This window comes from Sphingomonas sp., assembly GCF_029239295.1.
Lineage (GTDB): Bacteria > Pseudomonadota > Alphaproteobacteria > Sphingomonadales > Sphingomonadaceae > Sphingomonas.
In genome coordinates this window covers 256708-274621 of sequence record NZ_JAQZBC010000002.1, presented here as the reverse complement: position 1 = coordinate 274621, position 17914 = coordinate 256708, and the positions used below count along the sequence as shown (strand labels likewise).

Here is a 17914-nt window from a genome sequence, read left to right as displayed (position 1 = left end):
AATCGGCGCCGGTCGCCGCGGCCCCGAGGCTAGCGGGTAGCAGAGGGTTAGGCGAGGGCGGGGCGCCGCCGTGGGGGACACGGGTCATGCGCCGCCCGGCAAACCGGATCGCTCGTGCAACGAGTCCGCAGCGAGATCGTTACGGGCGCATGGCTACCCGCATTCATCCCGGTGCTTCGAGCGCCGTCAATCCGGCAACGATCGCCGTGCTGATCGCCGCCGCGCTACAGATCCTGACGCCGCTGATGCCGGCGCTGGGCATTGGCGAGCCGATCGGATCGCAGTCGGACTCGGTCCGCACGATCATCACGCCGGCCGGCTGGGCGTTCTCGATCTGGGGGGCGTTGTACACCGGATCGACGCTGTTCGCGATCTACCAGGCATTGCCGGCGCAGCGGAACAACGCGCTGATCGACCGGCTGCGCTGGCCGGCGGCCGGGGCATTCCTGGGCAATGCGCTGTGGGCAGCCTACACCCAGGTTTACGGGTTGAGCGTGATTTCCGTGGTGATCATCGCCGCCACGCTGCTGTGCCTGCTGATTTGTTATCGCACGCTTTCCTTTGCCCAGTTGAGCACTGGCGAGCGCTGGCTGGCCTATCTGCCGCTATGCGCGCTGGCGGCGTGGCTGACGGTGGCGACGACGGTGAATATCGCTGCGGCACTGCGCTACCATGGCGTGGAGGCGGGCGAATCGGCCCCGGTGATCGGCGCGATCATCGTCGTCGTGGCGGGCGCGATCGGCGCCACGGCGCTGGTGCGCGGGCGCGGCAACCTGCCCTACGCCGCGGTGTTCCTGTGGGCGTTGTCGGCAATCTTCGCGGCGGGCGGGCAGCAATCGTCGCTGGTCGCCGGCGGTGTGGCCGTCGCCGCTGTACTGATTATCGGCGGAGCGATCGCGGGCGCACGACGCACCCGCTGATCGGTGCTACAGGCCGAAGCGGAAGCCGTAGCCAAGGCCCAGCGTGAATTGCATCCGCCGGCCGCGCTCTCGCACCAAAGGCGAATCGCCCGGTTCGCCGCCGAGCCGATCGAGCCCGCTGAACAAGGTCAGGACGCTTCGGCGGTCGAGCGGGTGGATGACCGAGCTGCCCACGCCAAAGGACAGCAGGCCGCCACCCGGGCGATACGGCGCGAGGCCGGAGCGCTGCGATTGCACCGGATCAATCCCGAAATAGGTGCGCATATAATCCTTGCTGGCGACCGTCGCGCGTGGGCCGAAGCTGAGGATCGTGCGGCCAAGCCGCGCCTGGTACGCGACCGATCCGTCGACCAGCACGCCTTCATGACCGCCGAAGCCGCGCCGCGCCTCGACCCGGCCGCGCCAGGGGCCGATGCGCTTTTCGGCGAAGCCACCCAGTTCGGCCGCGGCGCTGACATCGCCCAGACCGAGCAGGGCATCGCTGCCGCCGGTGATGAGGAAGGGCGATCCGCCGCGTTCTTCGTCCCGCCCGAAGCGGATCTTGGCCAGCGGGCCGGCACGCCAGCCGTCGCTGTTCACCGCATTCCAGCCCAACCCCTCGGGGATCGAGGCGAAGATCACGTCCTTGTAGTTGAAGCGGATGTCCGGGAAGAGCGACAGCGCGGTGTCGCGCGATCCCTGCCACACCGGGCTGATCACAGGCGCGACGCCGATCGTCATGCTCCAGCCGTCGGCGCCCGGAAGGGTCGGCGGCCGACCGGGCAGCGTATCGGCCGGCCGGCCGGCCGATACGTCGGGTGGCGGCACCTGGACGATCGGCGGGGTCTGGACCGGCGCCTGGGCCTGAACGGACATCGGCAGGGCCAGGAACGTGGCCCCTAGGACAAGCGCCGCGGCGGCGGAGGATGAGCGCATCGATGAACCTTTGACTAGTCGCCAACCGGCCGCCGGAGCACCGGCGGAAAGAGCGAAGGTAAGTTGTGCGCAAACTAAATGGCCGCAGCATAAAGGCAACCGCTGATCATCATGCCCAAAGGTGCCGGTATTCAGCGTTGGTCTGCGGAGGGCGTGTTCAGCAGGCGAGGCAGCGCCCCAAGGTTAGAGCGGCAGCGTCATGAAGCGGTTGTGGAGGCTTTCGGGATAGTCGCCGAATGCTGGCCCATCCACGAAGCCGGCCGCCTCGTACATCCGGTTGGCGGCGGTGAACATCGGTGCGGTGCCGGTTTCCAGGCTGACCCTAGTATAGCCACGGGTACGGGCCAGCGCGATCAGATGCGCCAGCAGCGTGCGCGCCACTCCGCGCCGCAGATGCGTGGGCGCGGTGCGCATCGATTTGATCTCGCCATGATCGCTCGACAGGGCGCGGAGCGCGGCGATGCCAAGCAGTTCCTCGCTCTCCCACAATCCCCAAAAGCTGATGTCGCGGGCCCGCAGGCCATCGACGTTCATCGCATGAGCGTTTTCGGATGGGGTGGTGGCGCGCGCCTCACCCTGATGGTGCGCCACCAGCGCGAGGACACGCGGATCATCCAGCCCGCCCTCACGCAATTCCATCACTGCGCCGCGACCATGTCGGTCAGCACCTCGAGGCAGGAGACGCCGAGCCGGGCCGACCGCTCGGGTGACCAGGCGTGGTCGGAATCGGGATTTGCATCATGATCCTTGAACGGCATTTCCAGCGTTATGCTGACCGCGCCGAACCGCTCGGCCAGCTGATTGGTCGACAGCGACAGATTGGCGCGGCCGGGCTGTGCGCGATCATAGCCGAGCTCGGTCTGGAAGTCCGGCGTGTGCGCTGCCAGGCGGCGGCCGAACTCCACGAAGGCGTCGCCCTGTTCGGGCTTCAGTGAAGGGATGCCTTCGAAGCCGGCGATGAAATTGGCAGGAATCGCCTCGTCGCCGTGGACGTCCATCGCGAAATCGACGCCGGTTTCGTCCATCGCAGCCCGGACGTGGTACACTTCCGGGCTCCGCTCCAGCGACGGGGCGTGCCATTCACGGTTGAGGTTCACCCCCGCCGCATTGGTGCGCAAATGGCCCCGGCGAGTGCCGTCCGGGTTCATGTTGGGCACAACGTGCACCGTCGCGGCGGTTAGCAGCCGCTCGGCCGCAGGGCTGGTCAGCCAGTCCAGCGCACCGTCCATCCAATATTCGGCCATCGATTCGCCGGGGTGCTGGCGGGCGTAGAGCCACACCTGCGTCCGGCCGGTGCCGAGGCGAAAATAATCGATCGCCTGGCCATCAAGCGTCGTGCCCAGTTCGCGATGGGTGACGCCGGGCCTCGCTGCGATTCGCGCGACCAGATCGGCGTGGCGTTCCATCGTATAGGGTGCGAAATAGGCGAACCAGACGACTTGGCCGCCGCCGGCCCAGTCGAATTCCAGCACGCCATCGGCGTAGCGCGTGTCCACCGTCCGCCAGGTCTGCCGGTCGGTGGAGGCGCGGGTGCGATAGCCGGGCCAGCCGAACGGATAGGCAGAGCCACCCGCGTTCAGGATGCGGAACGTCAACCGGCGGCCGGCCGCACCCGCGACGCGGAAGTAGAACCACTGGTAGAAATCGGAGTCGTTGTCGCGGACGATCTCCAGGTCGACACGGTCGCCCTGAATCTCGACCAGACGGATGTTGCCGCTGTCAAAGGCGGCGTTGATGCTGAGGGTCATGGCACCTCGATAGTGCGCCCGCTGTCGCCGGGAAAGCCGGTGAAGAGCGCGCGGGCGAGCCGGGCCGCAATCGCCGGCGTATCCGATTCGGGGGCGGTGAGGTCAGTCAGCGACTGCGCCTGTCCTTCCCACAAGGCATCGGGACCACGGCGGATGCGCACCGACAATTCGGTGACGATCCCCTCGCGCGCGCCGCTGCCGCCGACCGGGAAGCTGACGCCGCCCCCGAGGCCAACGCCGCCGCCGCGCCCGCCGCTGATGCCGCCACCGCCCAGACCGATCGACACCGGCGATTGGCGCGGGGGAAGCACGCCTGGCGCGCGGCTGAAGGAGACGGTCGCCAGGAACTGCGGCGTCTGGCCCGGCGCCGGATTGGTATAGCCGAGGCGCAGCAATTCGGTCTGCACCGCGGCGGCATAGGTCTTGTATTCGATGCTGGCGGTGCCGCTGCCGGTCAGCGGCTCCACCGCGATCGTGCCGCGATCAGCCATTGCGTCGAAGTGGAATCGGGTCGCCTGGACGGGGAAGCGCGACGGGCCGGTGGCGCAGCCCGCCAGAGTGGCGGAAAGCCCCAGTGCCAGTCCTGTCACGATCGTTATTCTGCGCAATTGCGTTCTCCCCACTGTCGTTACGCTGCTACAACGCCTCGCGTGATCCCCGGCTCCGGCTTGACTTGCAAGGGGGTACGCCCTAGGCGGCCACGCTTTCCAGACACGCCCATTTAAAGAAGCGAATCCGCCATGAAGATCCGCAACAGCCTGAAGTCGCTCAAGGACCGCCATCGTGACAACCGCGTCATCCGTCGTCGCGGCCGGACCTATGTGATCAACAAGACGAATCGCCGCTTCAAGGCCCGCCAGGGCTGATTCGAATGCGGCCGATTGCCGTTGTCTTCGACATCGGCAACGTCCTGTACGATTGGGACCCCAAGGTCCTCTACCGGCGCCTCATCACCGATGATGAGGCGCTGGACGTATTTCTGCGTGATGTCTGCTCCAAGGAGTGGCATTTCCAGCATGACGCCGGCCGTCCGTTCGCCGAGACGTCCGCGGAGCTGTGCGCGAAATTCCCGGACCATGCCGATCTGATCGCCCAATGGGGGCCGCGCTTCTCGGAGCAGATTCCCGGGCCGATATCCGGCATGCCGGAACTGGTCAGCGATCTGGACGCGGCGGGCATACCGTTGTTCGCGATTACCAATTTCAGCGACGAATTCTTCACGCCGTTCCGAGAACGCGAGGCGGCGATGTTCGACCGTTTCCGCGACATCGTGGTGTCCGGCGCGGAGAAATTGGTGAAGCCGGATGTGGAGATCTACCATCTGGCGCTGAAGCGTTTTGGCCTTGCGCCGGGCGAGGCGCTGTTCGTCGACGACCGGCAGGACAATGTCGATGCCGCCGCGGCCGTCGGCATGCATTCGGTGCTGTTCAACGATGCCGCCGCCTTGCGCGCCGACCTGAAGCAGCAGGGGCTGCTCGCCTGACTCCCGCACGGCGCGGCCGCGCCGCCTGAGCAACCGGCGACTCGCCGGATCGATCAGGTGCGCCCCCAACCGGCGTCACTTGTGGCTGTGCAATTCGTCGCCGATGATGCTCACGACGTGAAGCACATTGGTGGCGCCCGGCGTGCGGAAGGGCACGCCGGCCATGATGATCACCCGGTCACCCGCATTGGCAAGCCCGTGGCGCAGCGCCATCCGCTTCGATTTGGCGACCATTTCCTCGAACGAATCGACGTCGCGCGTGTGAACGGCATGCGCCCCCCACAACATGCCCAGGCGACGCGCGGTTTCCATCCGGGGGGTCAGTACCAGCAGCGGGATCGACGGCCGCTCACGCGCCACACGCCGCGCGGTGGAGCCCGAGGTGGTGAAGCAGATGATCGCCTTTGCCGAAATCGTGATCGCGATATTCTTCGCCGCCTCCGCCAGCGCGTCGGCTGTCGTCGGGTCGGGGCGGGTTTCGGTGAAGCGAACCCGATCGCCGTGCATCGGATCGCGTTCGACCGAGGTGCCGATGGCGTCCATCATTGCCACCGATTCGACCGGCCAGTCACCCGCGGCGCTTTCGGCCGAGAGCATGATCGCGTCGGCGCCGTCGTACACCGCGGTGGCGACGTCCGACACCTCGGCCCGGGTCGGCGAGGGCGACTTGATCATCGATTCGAGCATCTGGGTTGCCACCACGACCGGGCGACCCAGCCGGCGGGCAGTTTCCACGATCCGCTTCTGTAGCGGCGGCACGGCCTGCGGGGGCAGCTCAACGCCCAGGTCGCCGCGCGCGACCATGACGCCGTCGCACAGCTCCACAATTTCATTCAACCGATCGATCGCCGCCGGTTTCTCGATCTTGGCCATCAGCGCCGCGCGGCCACCGATCAGCTTGCGCGCCTCCGCCAGATCCTCCGGTCGCTGGACGAATGACAGCGCGATCCAATCAACTCCCTGCTCGATGGCGAAGGCGAGATCGGAGCGATCCTTGTCGGTCAGCGCCGCCATCGGCAGCACCACGTCCGGCACGTTCAGCCCCTTGTTGTTGCTGAGCGGGCCGCCGATTTCGACATTGGTGATGATCCGGTCAGGCTCATGATCGACGACGCGCAGGACCAGCTTCCCATCATCAAGCAGCAGGCGTGCGCCGGGCTCCACTGCGGCGAAGATCTCCCGATGCGGCAGTTCGACGCGGGTGGCGTCTCCCGGCGTCGGATCGCGGTCGAGAACAAAGGTCGCGCCATGCGCCAGATCGACCCGCCCGGCGGCAAAGCGCCCGACGCGCAGCTTTGGCCCCTGAAGATCGGCGAGGATCGTCGTCGGACGGCCATAGCGTTTCTCCAGGGCGCGGATCGCCTGGATCACCTCCACCTTGGACGCCTGATCGCCGTGGCTCATGTTGACGCGAAAGGCATCCGCACCCGCGAGGAACAGCTTCGCGATCATGTCGGGCGTGTTGCTCGCCGGGCCGAGCGTCGCGAGTACGCGGACCTGACGGCTGCGAAGAATGATCGATCGTGTCATGTAAACGGTTACTCCGCTTTGCCGCGCGATGCACTAGCCTCTATCTCGTCGTGATCAACTGTGGAGAAGACAATGGATCCGATCGACGCGATCGACGATGCCGCCGCCGCTGCGGCCTTTCGCCGACTGGTACGCCATCTGCGGCATCGAAGCGATGCGCAGAATGTCGACTTGATGGGGCTCGCGGGTTTCTGTCGCAATTGTCTGTCGGACTGGATCGGTGAGGCGGGCGGACTGCCCAAGGATCAGGCGCGCGAGGCGATCTACGGCATGCCCTATGCGCAGTGGAAGGCCGAGCATCAGCAGGAGGCAACGCCCGAGCAGCTGCGCCGCATGGAAGAAAGCGTGGCAAAGAACGCCTGATCCGCGTTTGACGTAATTTTCCTGCTCGTGCCTGCTTGTCGGGCACGGGTTGTTTCTTCTACCGCCTGCCGCGTCAAACAATGCGTCGGGTACGAACCGGCGCCAAGGGGGGTAGGGGAACGATGAAGAAGATGATCGCGGCCGCGCTGCTGGCGGCCGTCAGCATGCCGGCAATGGCGCAGACCGGACCGGCTGGTCAGGCACCTGCCGTCGCACCTACGGTGACCTATATCCATGCCGGCGCGCTGCTCGACCGCCCGGGTCAGGCACCGCGCGGCAACAGCACCATCATCGTGCGCGATGGCAAGATCGTCGAAGTGCGCGACGGCTTCGTCCCGCCGGAGGGCGGCGCGAAGCTGGTGGCGCTGAACGACAAGTTCGTCCTGCCCGGGCTGATCGACCTTCACGTTCACCTGATCGGCATTGGCGGCGATCCGATGCGGGCGCGCCTGACCGCACTCAACACCGAGGGCGCGGACGACGTGCTCTATGGCGCGGGCAATGCGAAGGCGACGCTGAACGCGGGCTTCACCACCGTCCGTGACCTGGGCGGCGAGCCGCGCAGCATTCGTGCGCTGCGCGATGCTGTTGATCGCGGCGACGTGGCCGGCCCGACGATCGTTAACGCGGGCACCGCCATTTCGGTGACCGGGGGTCATGGCGATCCGCTCAACGGCCTCGCTGAGCCGTTCGCCCATGCGGTGAAGGAAACGGTGGAGAATACCTGCGACGGTCCGTCGGATTGCGTGCGCGCGACGCGGCGGCAGATCGGCCTCGGCGCGCAGGTGATCAAGATCACGGCGACCGGCGGCGTGCTCTCGAACGTGTCGGGCGGGCTTGGTCGTGCTTTCACTCCCGAAGAGATGAAGGCGATCGTCGATACGGCGCACAATCTGGGCCGCAAGGTCGCGGCGCACAGCCATGCCGCCGAGGGCACTAAGGCAGCGCTGGCGGCAGGCGTCGATTCGATCGAGCACGGCAGCTTCATCGACGACGAGGCGATCGCAGAGTTCAAGAAGACGGGCGCGTACCTGGTGCCGACTGAGATAGCGCCGGTGGCCGCCGTAGCGCAGGCGCGCGCAGGCGCGCTGCCGCCAGCAACGATTCCCAAGGCCGAGGCCGCCGCCGCGGCGATGCAGGAAAGCCATCGCCGCGCGTACAAGGCGGGCGTGAAGTTCGCTTTCGGCACCGACAGCGGCGTTTCCAAGCATGGGGACAATGCCCAGGAATTCGCCTTGCTGGTAGAGAAGGTCGGCATGACCCCGTCGGACGCGATCCGCAGCGCCACCGTCACCGCGGCAGAGGTGCTGGGGCAGGGCAATGTGATCGGCACAATCGAGCCCGGCAAGCAGGCCGACATCATCGCTGTCGACGCCTCGCCGCTATCTGACGTGCGCCAGCTGGAGCGCGTCCGCTTCGTGATGCGCAAGGGCGCAGTCGCCAAGCCGCTCGCCGAATAGCGTTTGCCGATTTCGATTTGATTGGGGCGGCGGCTTCCCATAGGAGCCGCGGCCGCAACCGATAGTACGGCAATTGCGCCGCCGCCCCACACGCGATTCGCGGGTGGAGCGGCGGTGCTTCACTTATGGGGTTTTCAAGATGGCTGAAGAACGCGGCGAGGGCATGGGCGGCGGTCAGGTGGCGGCGGACGAGCTGCGCCTGCTGATCGAGCGTGCCGAGCGGCTGGAAGAAGAAAAGAAGGGCATCGCCGACGACATCAAGGACGTGTTCGCCGAGGCCAAGAGCCGCGGATACGACCCGAAAGCGATCAAGAAGATCATGTCAATCCGCAAGAAGAAGCGCGAAGAATATCAGGAAGAGGAAATGATCCTCGAAACCTACATGCAGGCGCTGGGCATGCTCTGAGCCGCACGGCTCGAGAACGTCACACTATCCGGGCAGAGGCGGCCGGCATGAAGACCCTCATTCTTGCCCTGTCGCTTCTGCTGCCTGCCGCGGCGGCACCCGTCGTCGATCCCGCGGCAGGATTTTGCGCCCGCATGGCGGCGCAGCACGCGATGAAGCCGGTCAGCCAGCCGAGCGGCAAGCCGGCTTTTGAGGCGCGTGCGCTGAAGGGGCTGGGCGTGGCACTGTTCGGTGGGTCGACGATGGTCGGCATGCAACTGAGCTCGCCGGATGACCCGGCCCTGATTGGCGATCCCGCGCGCTTCGCCGATGCGTGCAAGCTGAGCGCGGGGCGCGTGGGCTGCAGGATCAGCGGCCCCGCCGTGTTCGAGATGACCGTCGGCGATCATGCCGCCAGCACCGATGCCGCGCCGGGGGAACAGGCGGAGGTCAGCATGGCCAAGAACCGGATCCGCTGCGAGGAGCGCTGACCGAACGTCTCGGCAGAGGCTAGGCAGCCTCCGCCGGCGCCGTCGTCCAGCCCAGCCGGGCGATGGTGATCGACCGTTTCCCCGACAAATCAGTGCGGGTGACGATGAGGTCGCGGCTCTCGATATAACCCATCAGCCGGCGCACGCGGCCGAGCGAGGACGTGCCATAGGTTTCGGCGAGCGCAGCGTCGCTGGGGCACGGGGCTCCCTCGCGCGCGGCCTTCGCCACCAGCAGGAACGGACCAACCATCTCGTCCTGAAGCGTGCCGGCCAGCGCGATCACCTCGGCCCAGTCGGGATCGGCGATATCGAAGATGCCGGCGCGTGCGCACGACAGGCGACGCGAGAAATCGCCAAGATCGACGCCTGAGCGCGTCAGGCCCTGCATCCGGCAGCGCACCTGGAAATCCTGGAACAGCATCGAGGCCGGACGACCGATCGCGTCGGCATCCTCGACGATCGCGCGCAGTACGTCGGCGATGATCCGCGCCACTTCCTCCTCGCTGCGTTCGGGTTCTGGCGGCAGCGGCGCTGGGCGCGCCATGTCGGCGATGATCTCATCCGCCGGCACGCGGCGCGGGCGTGCCTCGAACGCCATCGGCAGCTGGGGTGCGGCCTCCGGCTCTGGCGGGGCAAAAATCAGTTCCTGAAGATCCGCCGGCGGTGCCGAGGGGAGCGGCGTCAGCTTGGGGCTGCCGCTGCGGGCGCTGGTTTCCACTGCGCCGATCTTCACCGTCTTGGGACGGCGGCAGACCGCGGGGCCGAGCGCGAGAAAGGTGCCGCGCGGCAGATCGCGGATCGATTCGGCCTGCCGGCGTTCCATGCCGAGCAGGTCGGCAGCGCGCGCCATGTCGATGTCGAGGAAGGTGCGCCCCATGAGGAAGTTCGACGCTTCAGCCGCGACGTTCTTGGCAAGCTTCGCCAGCCGCTGAGTCGCAATGACCCCGGCGAGGCCACGTTTGCGGCCGCGGCACATGAGGTTCGTCATCGCCGATAGCGAGGCGCGGCGCACCTCCTCTGCCACTTCTCCGCCCGTGGTGGGGGCGAACAGCTGCGCCTCGTCGACCACGACCAGCGCGGGATACCAATGTTCGCGCGGCGCATCGAACATGGCCGACAGGAAGGTCGCGGCGCAGCGCATCTGCCCCTCGGCCTCCAGCCCCTCCAGGCTGAGCACCACCGAAGCGCGGTGTTCGCGCAGGCGGCCGGCGATTCGCGCGATCTCGCGCTCCGAATAGTCCGTCGCCTCGATCACCACGTGGCCGTACGCGGGGCCGAGCGTGACGAAATCGCCTTCCGGATCGATCACCACTTGTTGCACCTGCCCGGCCGACCGCTCCAGCAGGCGGCGCAGCAGGTGCGATTTTCCTGATCCGGAATTGCCCTGCACGAGCAACCGGGTAGCCAGCAATTCCTCTAGGTCGATCAGGACCGGCGCGCCCGAGGCATCGGCGCCCATGTCCACCGCTATCGTCATGCCGCGCGTTTGGCCGAAACCGGCCATGCGGGGCAAGACGTTTGCGCGCATTGCGGATATTGCAGGGGTCGCCCGGCAGCTAGCCAAGGCAGGCACGGCACGAGCAGAGGGAATGCAGGGGCACCGGGCGGATATCGAGGAACTAGCGCGCCATCTGCTGGGCAAGCCGCTGGAGGCGCTGGACGAAGAGGAGCAGCGCGTCCTGTCGGCGATCGCGTCCGGCACGACCGGTGTGCGCGATGCGTCCGATGTCGCCGAGGAGCAAGCGACCTTTGGCGAGCGACTGGCCGACCGAGTCGCGGAGATCGGCGGCTCGTGGGGCTTCATCATCGTCTTCACCGCGGTGCTGCTGGGCTGGATGGTGCTCAACAGCAACGTGCTGGGGCGGATCGGTCTGGTATTCGATCCCTATCCCTACATCTTCCTCAACCTGATGCTGTCGACGCTGGCTGCGGTGCAGGCGCCAGTCATCATGATGAGCCAGAACCGACAGGCAGCGAAGGACCGGCTGACCGCGGCGCTGGATTACGAGACGAATCTACGCGCGGAACTCGAGATTCTGCGGCTCCACCGCAAGATGGACCAAGATGTGATCGTGCGGCTGGAACGGATCGAGGCGCTGTTCCTGGAAAAACGCGCCTCCTGATGAGCGCAGCGACTTGAGCAGGGCGCCCAACCTTCGCTAGAGGCCCGCACATGGCAGGTCATTCCAAGTTCAAGAACATCATGCACCGCAAGGGTGCACAGGATAAGAAGCGTTCGGGCATGTTCTCGAAGCTTTCCCGCGAAATCACCGTCGCGGCAAAGATGGGATTACCTGATCCGGACATGAATCCACGCCTGCGCGCCGCTGTGAATGCGGCCAAGGCGCAGTCGATGCCCAAGGACAATATCCAGCGGGCGATCGACAAGGCGAGCCGCAGCGATGCGGAGAATTACGAGGAAATCCGCTACGAGGGCTTTGGCCCTGGCGGCGTTAGCCTGATCATCGAGGCACTGAGCGACAATCGTAACCGCACCGCCACCAACGTACGCACCGCGGTGAGCAAGAACGGCGGCAACCTTGGCGCGTCGGGTTCGGTCAGCCACGCGTTCGATCGCATGGGGCTGATCAACTATCCGGCGAGTGCGGGCGACGCCGACAAGGTGTTCGAGGCCGCGCTGGAAGCAGGCGCCGAGGACGTGACGTCGAGCGAGGATGGCCACGAGATCTGGACCGCGCAGGGCGATCTCCACGAAGTCGCCAAGGCGCTGGAGCCAGTGCTGGGCGAGGCGGAGAGCGCGAAGCTCGCATGGCGGCCGCAGACCATGGTCGCGGTTGACGAAGGCGATGCGGCGACGTTGTTCAAGCTGATCGACGCGCTCGACGACGACGACGACGTCCAACAGGTGTGGGGCAATTACGAAGTGTCCGACGAGGTGATGGCGAAGCTGGGCTGATGGCCCGGCGATGATCATCCTTGGCCTCGACCCGGGGCTTGGCACCACCGGCTGGGGGGTGATCGCAGCGGAGGGCAATCGACTGCGGCACATTGCCAACGGGCAGATCCGCACCGATCCCTCCATGCCGCTGCCGCGCCGGCTTGCGAACCTCTACGCGGCGCTGATCGATGTCATCCGCACCGAACGGCCCGACAGCGCGGCGGCGGAAGAGGTATTGGGCAACACCAACGCGCAATCGACGCTGAAGCTGGGGCAGGCGCGGGGCGTGGTGCTGCTCGCCGCTGCTGGTGCCGGGCTCGACATCGGCGAATATCATCCGTCCACGGTCAAGAAGGCGGTGGTGGGCACCGGCGGCGCGGAAAAACGGCAGATCCAGGCAATGATGGGGGTGTTGTTGCCCGGCGCCAAGGTCGCCGGGCCAGACGCCGCCGATGCGCTGGCGGTGGCGATCTGCCACGCGCATCACCGTGCCAGCGCGGCCGGCATGATGCGTCGACTGCAGGCCGGTAGCTAACCGGGAGTTGGCCCGCCCCGGCCAAGGCGCTACGGATCAACCCGGCATGAGGGACCAGCATCGGTGATCGCGTATCTGAAGGGTATCCTCGCCGCCACGAGCGCGGATTCGGCTGTGATCGAAGTCGGCGGTGTCGGCTATCTGGTCGGTGCGTCGTCGCGCACGCTGGCGGCGCTCGGCCCTGTGGGCGAGGCGGTCCACATCCACACCGAAATGCTCGTCGGCGAAGATTTCCAGCGACTGGTCGGCTTTGCCAATGCCGAGGAGCGTGACTGGTTTCGGCTGCTCACCGGCGTTCAGGGCGTCGGCGCACGGGTCGCGCTGGCGATCCTGTCGGCGCTGGAGCCCGCCGAGCTCAACCGCGCCGTCGCGGCGCAGGACAAGGCGATGGTGGCGCGCGCGAATGGTGTCGGCCCGAAGCTCGCTGACCGGATCGTGCGCGAGCTGAAGGACAAGGCCGGCGGCATCGTGCTCGGGCCGGGCACGGCGGCGCAGGCGATGCCGGTAGGCGCGGCGGCGGATGCGGTATCGGCGATGCTCAACCTGGGTTTCCGCCCGGCAGAGGCAGCTGCCGCGGTGGCCGCGGCCGAGGAGGATCTGGGCACGGGCGCCACGCTGGACGCACTCGTCCGGCTGGCGCTGCGCAAGGCGGCGAAGTGACCGGCCGCGCGGTCGCGGTCTACAGCCTGAAAGGAGGCGTCGGGAAGACGACGCTGGCGGTCAATCTGGCTTGGGCAGCAGCGACTCTGTCGGCGCGGCGCACCTTGTTGTGGGATCTGGATGGGCAGGCCGCGGCAACGTGGATCCTGGGCTATGACGGGCAGGGGCGCGAGGCTGGTGCCGCTATCCGGCGCGAGATCGATCCGCGTCGGCTGATCCGGCCTACTGCGATCGATCGGCTCGATCTGCTGCCGGCCGACCCCTCGTTGCGCACGCTCGACATCGCCTTTCATGCCATCGACAAGAAACGGCGGCTGGCGCGTCTCGTCGAAGACGTGGCGGGCGATTATGACCGTATCATCATCGATTGCCCGCCGGGGCTGACCGACACGTCGGACCAGATCATGCGTGCGGCCGACCTTGTGGTGGTGCCGGTGATCCCCTCGGCGCTGTCGCGCCGCGCGCTTGATACGATCGCCGCCCATGTGGCGGGCAAGAAGGGGCCAAAGGTGACGCTGGCGCCGGTATTCTCGATGGTTGATCGGCGCCGCGCGGTCCATCGCGAGGCATTGCAGCAGCATCCTGACTGGCCAGTCATCCCGATGACCAGCGCGTTCGAGGCGATGACCGAGCGTCGTGCCCCGCTGGGCGCCTATGCGCCGCGTGGCTCGATTGGCGTCGAGGCGATATCCGACCTGTGGCGCCGGATCGAAACTACGCTATCGGAGATCCGATGACCGATAGCGATCGCCTGATCACACCCGCGCGCCGCGTCGAGGATGCCGATGCGGCGCTGCGCCCCAAGCGGCTGGACGAATTTGTCGGCCAGGCGGCGGCGCGCGACAATCTGCGGGTGTTCATCGAGGCGGCGAAATCGCGCGGCGATGCGCTGGACCATGTACTGTTCTTCGGCCCGCCCGGGTTGGGCAAGACGACGCTGGCGCAAATCGTGGCGCGTGAGATGGGGGTGGGTTTCCGCGCGACGTCAGGCCCGGTGATCGCCAAGTCGGGCGATCTCGCCGCACTGCTGACCAATCTCGAGGACGGCGACGTGCTGTTCATCGACGAGATTCACCGGCTGCAGCCGGCGGTGGAGGAAGTGCTGTACCCCGCGATGGAGGATCGCGCGCTCGATCTGATGATCGGGGAGGGGCCGTCGGCGCGCAGCGTCCGGATCGACCTCCCGCGCTTCACGCTGGTAGGCGCGACGACGCGGCAGGGGCTGCTGACGACGCCGCTGCGCGATCGGTTCGGCATCCCGATCCGACTGCAATTCTACACGGTGGAGGAACTGACGCGGGTCGTCACCCGGGCGGCGGCGCTGCTGGATCTGCACATCGCACCTGACGGAGCGGCGGAGATCGCGCGCCGGTCCCGCGGGACGCCGCGCATTTCCGGCCGCTTGCTGCGCCGGGTGCGCGATTTCGCCAATGTCGCGGGTGTGGTGGAGGTCGATGCAGTTGCTGCCGATCGCGCGCTGAACCGGCTTGAGGTCGACAGCATGGGTCTCGACGCGATGGATCGCCGCTACCTGACGATGATCGCGGACATCTATCGTGGCGGCCCGGTAGGCGTGGAGACGCTGGCGGCTGGGCTGTCCGAACCACGCGACACGATCGAGGAAGTGATCGAGCCCTATCTGATCCAGCTCGGCCTGGTGGCCCGCACAGCGCGTGGACGGATGCTGAACGCGGGCGGGTGGAAACACCTGGGGCTCAATCCGCCGGCCGGGAGCCAGGACGGATTGTTCGATTAAGCGGGAGCCGTCGGCCGACGGCGGCGTTTGTTCTTTCAACAGCAAGAGGACCATGATGACCCACACGCCGCCGGTACCGCCAGGCAACCAGTCGCCCTTCCCGATCCAGGAACCGCCGCACACGCCGACCGCGTCGGCCACAGCTGGGTCTGCAACGTCTTCCAGCAAGGCCTCCACGCCGACGCCGAACTCCTCGTCCTCGAAGGGGGATGAATGGGCCGAACCAGGCAAGCGCCGTTGGTCGCTGGGCAAGATCATCGGCGCGACCGCAGGTGTCGGCGCCATCGCGATCGGTGTCGCTGCCGTGCTGTTCCCGCGCGACAGTGCGCCCGAGCCGAAGAAAAAGAAGCAGAAGAACTGATGTTTGCTGCGGTGCCACGCAGCAAATGTTGCGTGGCACCCAGCCCCTTCGCCTGCTAGCCCAGCGTCATGCTTTCTGCCGCCGCTTCCGCCCGCGAAATCCTCGTCAATCTCCATGACGTGATGGCGGCGCGGTCCAACGCGCAGGCCAAGCTGAACCAGGTCGTCGACATCATCGGTGAGGCGCTGAACAGCGAAGTCTGTTCGATCTACCTCCTGCGCGAAGGCGTGCTGGAACTGTTTGCGACGCGCGGCCTCTCTCCCGACGCGGTTCATGTGACCAAGCTGGCGCTGGGCGAAGGCCTGGTCGGCACGATCGCGCAGAACAGCGAAGTGCTGAACCTGGACGAGGCGGCGAGCCACCCCGATTTCGCGTACAAGCCCGAAACGGGTGAGGATCGTTTCCACAGTTTCGCCGGCGTGCCGATTATCCGGCGCGAACGCTCAGTCGGCGTTCTGGCGGTGCAGCATGCCGACCCGCGCCGCTATGCAGATGTCGAGATCGAGGCGCTGCAGACAGTCGCGATGGTGTTGAGCGAGCTGATCGCCAATGCAGGCCTGATCGACCCCGCCGGGGTGCGCGACCGGCCGCAATCCTCCACCGCCAGCATCCGGCTGACCGGGCAAAAGCTGGTCGAGGGAATGGGCGCGGGCTACGCGGTGTTTCACCAGCCGCGTATCCATATTGAGCATACCGTCGCCGAGGATGTCGAGGCGGAGCGGCACCGTGTCTATGCCGCGTTCGACAAAATGCGCGAACAGATCGACAAGATGACGCGCGAGGCTGAGTTCGGCGGCGGGGGCGAGCATGAGGAGGTGCTCGAGACCTACAAGATGTTCGCCTATGATGAGGGTTGGTCGCGACGCATCAACGAGGCCATCGACAGCGGCCTAACTGCCGAGGCGGCGATCGAGCGGGTGCAGCAGCGCACGCGCCAGCGGATGCGGCAGATCGACGATCCGCTGCTCGCCGACCGGATGCATGATTTGGAGGATCTGTCGAACCGCCTGCTGCGCATCGTGTCGGGTCAGATGGGTACCGCGGCGCAACTGGGGCTGCGACAGGACACCATTTTGATCGCGCGCAATCTGGGGCCGGCCGAGTTGTTGGAATATGACCGTCGGCGGCTGAAGGGCGTGATCCTGGAGGAAGGATCCCTGACCGCGCACGTCACCATTGTGGCGCGCGCGATGGGCGTGCCGGTGCTGGGCCGCGTGCGGGAGGTGCGTCGGCAGATCGCTGAGGGGGACCTGCTGCTGCTTGACGTTAACGGTGGGTCGGTCGTGGTCCGCCCGTCGAGCGCGATGGAGGAGGCGTTCGATGCCAAGCTGGCGCTGCGCCAGAAGCGACGCGCCGCCTATGCGGCGCTGCGCGATGTCGCGCCCACGACGAAGGACGGGCATCGCGTGACCGTGATGATCAATGCCGGTCTGCGCGACGATGTGGGCGCGCTGGACGTGACCGGCGCCGACGGCATCGGGCTGTTCCGTACCGAATTCCAGTTCCTGGTTTCCGCCACCTTGCCGCAGCGCGAACGCCAGCAGCGATTGTACCGCGAGGTGCTGGACGTTGCGGACGAGCGCCCGGTGGTCTTCCGCACCGTCGACATCGGCGGCGACAAGGCGCTTCCCTATCTGATCCAGCACGACGGCGAGGAGGAAAATCCGGCGATGGGCTGGCGCGCGCTCCGCCTGGCGCTGGAGCGTAACGGTTTGATGAAGGCGCAGGCGCGCGCGCTGCTCGAGGCGGCGGCTGGGCGGACGCTACACGTCATGTTCCCGATGGTGAGCGAGGCTTGGGAATTTGACGAGGCGCGCGCGCTGTTCGAACAACAGCGCGCCTGGGTCGCCTCGCGGCACCGGCGGCTGCCCAACGAAGTGCGCTACGGCGCGATGCTGGAGGTCCCGAGCCTTGCCTATCAGCTCGACCTGCTGCTGCCGCAGGTCGATTTCCTGTCGATCGGGACCAACGATCTGACGCAATTCCTGTTTGCCGCGGATCGCGCCAATCCGAAGCTGGCGGAACGGTACGACTGGCTGTCGGCGTCCATTCTGCGCTTCATCGGTTCGGTGCTGGAGCCGAGCCGCGTTGCCGGCGTGCCGGTTGCCGTCTGCGGCGAAATGGGTGGCAGGCCGCTGGAGGCGATGGCGCTGATCGGTATCGGGATCGATCGCTTCTCGATCACCCCTGCAGCCGTCGGCCCGATCAAGGCGATGGTCCGCACGCTCGACCGCGCCGCTATCTCCGCCGAGATGACGCGGCTGCTCGCCGCACCCCCGCGCGACATGCGCACCGTGCTGACGCAATGGGCCGAAGCGAACGGGGTCGAGCTCGGCTGAGCAAACGGCGCTGAACGGAGCGCCGGCACCGATCAAAAGACGTGTGGCTCGATTGACACAGATAGCCTG

Annotated in this window: 21 protein-coding genes; 15 read left to right on the top strand and 6 right to left on the bottom strand. The window is 66.8% G+C overall.

The genetic code is table 11. The features are described 5' to 3' along the window. Positions 1-149 precede the first annotated feature (149 nt). Positions 150-920, top strand: coding sequence for a hypothetical protein (locus K0S66_RS02910; RefSeq protein ID WP_301073612.1), 771 nt, complete (start codon positions 150-152; stop codon positions 918-920). Positions 921-926: 6 nt separating this feature from the next. On the opposite strand, the gene K0S66_RS02905 is transcribed toward K0S66_RS02910, so the two are convergent. The 4 genes from K0S66_RS02905 to K0S66_RS02890 all read right to left on the bottom strand — a co-directional run bounded on the left by K0S66_RS02905 (position 927) and on the right by K0S66_RS02890 (position 4191). After that, positions 927-1835, bottom strand: coding sequence for a MipA/OmpV family protein (locus tag K0S66_RS02905; protein WP_301073610.1), 909 nt, complete (start codon positions 1833-1835; stop codon positions 927-929). Between the two features lie 183 nt (positions 1836-2018). Next, positions 2019-2474, bottom strand: coding sequence for a GNAT family N-acetyltransferase (locus K0S66_RS02900; RefSeq protein WP_301073609.1), 456 nt, complete (start codon positions 2472-2474; stop codon positions 2019-2021). Then, entirely contained in the window at positions 2474-3583 is a 1110-nt protein-coding gene (locus K0S66_RS02895) for a M14-type cytosolic carboxypeptidase (protein ID WP_301073608.1), read from the bottom strand. Before K0S66_RS02895 ends, K0S66_RS02900 begins: the two co-directional genes overlap by 1 nt. Continuing rightward, entirely contained in the window at positions 3580-4191 is a 612-nt protein-coding gene (locus K0S66_RS02890; protein ID WP_301073607.1) for a hypothetical protein, read from the bottom strand. The genes K0S66_RS02895 and K0S66_RS02890 overlap by 4 nt, the downstream gene beginning before the upstream one ends. Before the next feature lie 132 nt (positions 4192-4323). On the opposite strand from K0S66_RS02890, the gene ykgO reads away from it, so the two are divergent. Both ykgO and K0S66_RS02880 read left to right on the top strand, forming a co-directional pair. Beyond that, positions 4324-4449 (top strand): type B 50S ribosomal protein L36, encoded by a 126-nt coding sequence (gene ykgO / locus K0S66_RS02885; protein ID WP_003046794.1) that lies wholly within the window; start codon positions 4324-4326, stop codon positions 4447-4449. 5 nt (positions 4450-4454) lie between these two features. Beyond that, positions 4455-5066, top strand: a complete 612-nt coding sequence (locus K0S66_RS02880; RefSeq protein ID WP_301073606.1) for an HAD family phosphatase — start codon at positions 4455-4457, stop codon at positions 5064-5066. A 75-nt stretch (positions 5067-5141) separates the two neighbouring features. Here the strand turns inward: K0S66_RS02880 and pyk are convergent, their stop codons facing one another. Continuing rightward, complete coding sequence (gene pyk, locus K0S66_RS02875) at positions 5142-6596, bottom strand: pyruvate kinase (RefSeq protein WP_301073605.1); 1455 nt, start codon at positions 6594-6596, stop codon at positions 5142-5144. A 72-nt stretch (positions 6597-6668) separates the two neighbouring features. On the opposite strand from pyk, the gene K0S66_RS02870 reads away from it, so the two are divergent. The 4 genes from K0S66_RS02870 to K0S66_RS02855 all read left to right on the top strand — a co-directional run bounded on the left by K0S66_RS02870 (position 6669) and on the right by K0S66_RS02855 (position 9295). After that, positions 6669-6959, top strand: coding sequence for a DUF1244 domain-containing protein (locus tag K0S66_RS02870; RefSeq protein WP_301073604.1), 291 nt, complete (start codon positions 6669-6671; stop codon positions 6957-6959). Positions 6960-7081: 122 nt separating this feature from the next. Then, positions 7082-8419, top strand: a complete 1338-nt coding sequence (locus K0S66_RS02865; RefSeq protein WP_301073603.1) for an amidohydrolase family protein — start codon at positions 7082-7084, stop codon at positions 8417-8419. A 139-nt stretch (positions 8420-8558) separates the two neighbouring features. Further along, on the top strand, positions 8559-8825 hold the full coding sequence (locus K0S66_RS02860) for a DUF2312 domain-containing protein (RefSeq protein ID WP_125945112.1): 267 nt from the start codon (positions 8559-8561) through the stop codon (positions 8823-8825). A 47-nt stretch (positions 8826-8872) separates the two neighbouring features. Next, a complete protein-coding gene (locus K0S66_RS02855) occupies positions 8873-9295 on the top strand; it encodes a hypothetical protein (protein WP_301073602.1) in 423 nt (140 codons plus the stop codon). Between the two features lie 19 nt (positions 9296-9314). Here the strand turns inward: K0S66_RS02855 and K0S66_RS02850 are convergent, their stop codons facing one another. Then, complete coding sequence (locus tag K0S66_RS02850; protein ID WP_301073601.1) at positions 9315-10772, bottom strand: ATP-binding protein; 1458 nt, start codon at positions 10770-10772, stop codon at positions 9315-9317. A gap of 112 nt (positions 10773-10884) precedes the next feature. Between K0S66_RS02850 and K0S66_RS02845 the strand changes: the two genes are divergently transcribed. From K0S66_RS02845 to ptsP, 8 genes are all read left to right on the top strand, one after another. Continuing rightward, on the top strand, positions 10885-11418 hold the full coding sequence (locus K0S66_RS02845; RefSeq protein WP_301073800.1) for a DUF1003 domain-containing protein: 534 nt from the start codon (positions 10885-10887) through the stop codon (positions 11416-11418). Positions 11419-11468: 50 nt separating this feature from the next. Next, on the top strand, positions 11469-12212 hold the full coding sequence (locus K0S66_RS02840; protein WP_301073600.1) for a YebC/PmpR family DNA-binding transcriptional regulator: 744 nt from the start codon (positions 11469-11471) through the stop codon (positions 12210-12212). Positions 12213-12222: 10 nt separating this feature from the next. After that, positions 12223-12729: a crossover junction endodeoxyribonuclease RuvC gene (gene ruvC, locus K0S66_RS02835; protein WP_301073599.1), complete on the top strand. Its 507-nt coding sequence runs from the start codon at positions 12223-12225 to the stop codon at positions 12727-12729. A 63-nt stretch (positions 12730-12792) separates the two neighbouring features. Further along, a complete protein-coding gene (gene ruvA / locus K0S66_RS02830; protein ID WP_301073598.1) occupies positions 12793-13389 on the top strand; it encodes a Holliday junction branch migration protein RuvA in 597 nt (198 codons plus the stop codon). After that, a complete protein-coding gene (locus K0S66_RS02825; protein ID WP_301073597.1) occupies positions 13386-14126 on the top strand; it encodes a ParA family protein in 741 nt (246 codons plus the stop codon). The genes ruvA and K0S66_RS02825 overlap by 4 nt, the downstream gene beginning before the upstream one ends. Next, positions 14123-15145, top strand: a complete 1023-nt coding sequence (ruvB, locus tag K0S66_RS02820; RefSeq protein WP_301073596.1) for a Holliday junction branch migration DNA helicase RuvB — start codon at positions 14123-14125, stop codon at positions 15143-15145. The genes K0S66_RS02825 and ruvB overlap by 4 nt, the downstream gene beginning before the upstream one ends. A 55-nt stretch (positions 15146-15200) precedes the next feature. Beyond that, complete coding sequence (locus K0S66_RS02815) at positions 15201-15506, top strand: hypothetical protein (RefSeq protein ID WP_301073595.1); 306 nt, start codon at positions 15201-15203, stop codon at positions 15504-15506. A 68-nt stretch (positions 15507-15574) separates the two neighbouring features. Further along, positions 15575-17845, top strand: coding sequence for a phosphoenolpyruvate--protein phosphotransferase (gene ptsP, locus K0S66_RS02810; protein ID WP_301073594.1), 2271 nt, complete (start codon positions 15575-15577; stop codon positions 17843-17845). The last annotated feature ends 69 nt before the right edge of the window (positions 17846-17914 follow it).

Coding starts and splice junctions, on each gene's coding strand:
- K0S66_RS02910 (WP_301073612.1), top strand. CDS start 150: ATGGCTACCCGCATTCATCCCGGTGCTTCGAGCGCCGTCAATCCGGCA.
- K0S66_RS02905 (WP_301073610.1), bottom strand. CDS start 1,835: ATGCGCTCATCCTCCGCCGCCGCGGCGCTTGTCCTAGGGGCCACGTTC.
- K0S66_RS02900 (WP_301073609.1), bottom strand. CDS start 2,474: ATGGAATTGCGTGAGGGCGGGCTGGATGATCCGCGTGTCCTCGCGCTG.
- K0S66_RS02895 (WP_301073608.1), bottom strand. CDS start 3,583: ATGACCCTCAGCATCAACGCCGCCTTTGACAGCGGCAACATCCGTCTG.
- ykgO (WP_003046794.1), top strand. CDS start 4,324: ATGAAGATCCGCAACAGCCTGAAGTCGCTCAAGGACCGCCATCGTGAC.
- K0S66_RS02880 (WP_301073606.1), top strand. CDS start 4,455: ATGCGGCCGATTGCCGTTGTCTTCGACATCGGCAACGTCCTGTACGAT.
- pyk (WP_301073605.1), bottom strand. CDS start 6,596: ATGACACGATCGATCATTCTTCGCAGCCGTCAGGTCCGCGTACTCGCG.
- K0S66_RS02870 (WP_301073604.1), top strand. CDS start 6,669: ATGGATCCGATCGACGCGATCGACGATGCCGCCGCCGCTGCGGCCTTT.
- K0S66_RS02865 (WP_301073603.1), top strand. CDS start 7,082: ATGAAGAAGATGATCGCGGCCGCGCTGCTGGCGGCCGTCAGCATGCCG.
- K0S66_RS02860 (WP_125945112.1), top strand. CDS start 8,559: ATGGCTGAAGAACGCGGCGAGGGCATGGGCGGCGGTCAGGTGGCGGCG.
- K0S66_RS02855 (WP_301073602.1), top strand. CDS start 8,873: ATGAAGACCCTCATTCTTGCCCTGTCGCTTCTGCTGCCTGCCGCGGCG.
- K0S66_RS02850 (WP_301073601.1), bottom strand. CDS start 10,772: ATGACGATAGCGGTGGACATGGGCGCCGATGCCTCGGGCGCGCCGGTC.
- K0S66_RS02845 (WP_301073800.1), top strand. CDS start 10,885: ATGCAGGGGCACCGGGCGGATATCGAGGAACTAGCGCGCCATCTGCTG.
- K0S66_RS02840 (WP_301073600.1), top strand. CDS start 11,469: ATGGCAGGTCATTCCAAGTTCAAGAACATCATGCACCGCAAGGGTGCA.
- ruvC (WP_301073599.1), top strand. CDS start 12,223: ATGATCATCCTTGGCCTCGACCCGGGGCTTGGCACCACCGGCTGGGGG.
- ruvB (WP_301073596.1), top strand. CDS start 14,123: ATGACCGATAGCGATCGCCTGATCACACCCGCGCGCCGCGTCGAGGAT.
- K0S66_RS02815 (WP_301073595.1), top strand. CDS start 15,201: ATGACCCACACGCCGCCGGTACCGCCAGGCAACCAGTCGCCCTTCCCG.
- ptsP (WP_301073594.1), top strand. CDS start 15,575: ATGCTTTCTGCCGCCGCTTCCGCCCGCGAAATCCTCGTCAATCTCCAT.